This is a genomic window from Acidobacteriota bacterium, from assembly GCA_018268895.1.
In the GTDB taxonomy this organism is placed as follows: Bacteria; Acidobacteriota; Terriglobia; order Terriglobales; family Acidobacteriaceae; genus Edaphobacter.
This window is the reverse complement of sequence record JAFDVP010000005.1, coordinates 1-2,086: the sequence shown is the minus strand read 5'-3', so window position 1 is coordinate 2,086 and position 2,086 is coordinate 1. Positions and strand designations below refer to the sequence as shown.

The window sequence follows — 2,086 nt, the reverse complement described above, 5'->3', positions numbered from 1 at the left end:
GGTTGCACTAGAAGTCGGTGCGCTAACCGCAAGGGAGCAGCCGCCCAAGGTGTAATTCATGATTGGGGTGAAGTCGTAACAAGGTAGCCGTAGGAGAACCTGCGGCTGGATCACCTCCTTTCTAAGAGAGAACGTCATGGCACTCGGATACGCCCCGCGATCGCGGGCAGCTCTAGTGGCTGAGTACTCCGGGACGTTGTCATGTACCGTCCTGAGCGATGCAAGTCTGCTCAGGATGAGCCTGAACTAAACCTTCTCTTTGCCAATATCGATCAACATCGATGGTCAGGAGTGGCGTAGCCGCTCCGCACGTTCAACTGTGTCCTCGAAACCTTTTCGAGAAGAGCTCGACTTTGGCTCTTATGAGTCAGCAGAGCAGCATGTGCAGCGCACAATGCCGGGCCTGTAGCTCAGTTGGTTAGAGCGCACCCCTGATAAGGGTGAGGTCGGTAGTTCGAATCTACCCAGGCCCACCACTTCATCGCGACGTCATGCTAAAATCTGTGACAGAGATGGGGCTGTAGCTCAGTTGGGAGAGCGCCTGCTTTGCAAGCAGGATGTCATCGGTTCGATCCCGGTCAGCTCCACCATCCTCTCCTCGAATATGGAAGTAGACGCTGCTTCAGGTTGAGGCTCTGCGCAAGCGGAGTTTGAACCTTGAGCAGCAATGCTCGGGCCGCCTCAGGGCGCGATAGCGACATGTAAGTCGCTCGACGATTTTTGACAACTGAATAGATTGGGTAAATATAACTACAAGGCTGAGCAGCATGTCTTCGGGTTGTTTCCGAAGAAAGCTGTCAGTGATTGAGTGTCTTTAGATAATTCGTATCAACTAGATTGATACAGGCGAATGGACAAAACGTAGATTGCTTGCGAGTAAGTGGAGGTAGTCTCTCTGCTGCGTGCGAGTAAATTCTATGGTCAAGCTACTAAGGGCGCACGGTGGATGCCTTGGCAGATATAGGCGATGAAGGACGTGGCAAGCTGCGATAAGCTTCGGGAAGCCGCACACAGGCGTTGATCCGGAGATTTCCGAATGGGGAAACCCACCCAGGCAAAACCTGGGTATATCCAACTGAATTCATAGGTTGGAATAGGCGAACGGAGGGAAGTGAACCATCTCAGTACCTCCAGGAGTAGAAAGAAACCTCGATTCCGAAAGTAGTGGCGAGCGAAATCGGAACAGCCCAAACCCGTTGCATTTCGGTGCGTCGGGGGTTGTAGGGCCTGCAACAGTAGAGTTACCAATCTGGTCGATAGTCGAAGCTTCTGGAAAGGAGCTCCATAGAGGGTGACAGACCCGTAGACGAAATTGATCCAGACTCGAAGCAGGTACCTGAGTAAGGCGGGGCACGAGAAACCCTGCTTGAATCCACGGGGACCATCCCGTAAGGCTAAATACTAATATCTGACCGATAGTGAACCAGTACCGTGAGGGAAAGGCGAAAAGCACCCCTTTGAGGGGAGTGAAAAGTACCTGAAACCGTGTGCCTACAAGCAGTGGGAGGACTATGCCCGCAAGGGAATGTCTGACCGCGTGCCTATTGCATAATGAGCCGGCTAGTTATTCTTGTCAGCAAGGTTAAGCGTGAGCGAGCCGCAGCGAAAGCGAGTCTGAATAGGGCGTTAAGTTGGCAGGAATAGACGCGAAGCGGGATGATCTACCCTTGGCCAGGTTGAAGGTGGGGTAACACCTACTGGAGGACCGAACCGGTGTTTGTTGAAAAAAGCTCGGATGAGCTGAGGGTAGGGGTGAAAGGCTAATCAAATTCCGTGATAGCTCGTTCTCTCCGAAATAGCTTTAGGGCTAGCCTCGGGTGATTTGGATCGGTGGTAGAGACATGATTGGACTAGGGGGCTTTCCGGCTTACTGAATCCAGCCAAACTTCGAATGCCGATTACAACCAGCCCGGGAGTCAGACTGTGGGGGCTAAGCTTCACAGTCGAGAGGAAAACAGTCCAGACCGCCTGCTAAGGTCCCCAAATTACAGTTAAGTGGGAAAGGAAGTCGGAACGCTCAGACAGCCAGGAGGTTGGCTTAGAAGCAGCCATCCTTTAAAGAAAGCGTAATAGCTCACTGGTCAAG

At 52.4% G+C, this 2,086-nt stretch carries 2 tRNA genes and 2 rRNA genes; all 4 read left to right on the top strand.

Going from position 1 to position 2,086, the window contains the following annotated elements:
• A 16S ribosomal RNA gene (locus tag JSS95_07545) occupies positions 1–121 on the top strand; the annotation flags it as partial.
• Positions 122–399: 278 nt separating this feature from the next.
• Positions 400–476 (top strand) — tRNA-Ile (locus JSS95_07540).
• A 38-nt stretch (positions 477–514) separates the two neighbouring features.
• Positions 515–590, top strand: a tRNA-Ala gene (locus tag JSS95_07535).
• Positions 591–919: 329 nt separating this feature from the next.
• A 23S ribosomal RNA gene (locus JSS95_07530) occupies positions 920–2,086 on the top strand; the annotation flags it as partial.